Origin of the sequence: Onishia niordana (genome assembly GCF_004798965.1) — a bacterium.
Classification (GTDB): Bacteria; Pseudomonadota; Gammaproteobacteria; order Pseudomonadales; family Halomonadaceae; genus Onishia; species Onishia niordana.
Genome location: NZ_SDSD01000049.1, coordinates 1 through 288, shown reverse-complemented (window position 1 = coordinate 288; position 288 = coordinate 1). Strand labels below are relative to the sequence as shown.

General features: G+C 38.9%; 1 protein-coding gene. It reads left to right on the top strand.

What is annotated here, in order from left to right; genetic code table 11:
- Positions 1–288, top strand: a 288-nt coding sequence (locus ETC27_RS17905; RefSeq protein WP_136256067.1) for an aminotransferase class I/II-fold pyridoxal phosphate-dependent enzyme, incomplete at both ends; no start/stop codon positions are given.

Below are 288 nucleotides of genomic sequence, written 5' to 3'. Positions count from 1 at the left end.
ACTTTTGGTTGACTGGCTTAAATCACAAGGACGTCCTTTCCTTTTCTCAACTTCATTGACACCGGGTGCAGCTGCAGCAGCAAAAGAAGCCTTTGTCTTAATGCATGATCATCCAGAGTATGTTGAAACACTTTGGGACAACGCAAAATACTTCAAAGAAGAATTACAAAAAGTCGGCTTTGATACAGGTGTATCTGAAACACCAATCACACCAGTTATTCTTGGAGATGAAGCAAAAACACAAGAGTTTTCTAAGAAATTGATTGAAAATGGCGTCTATGTTAAACC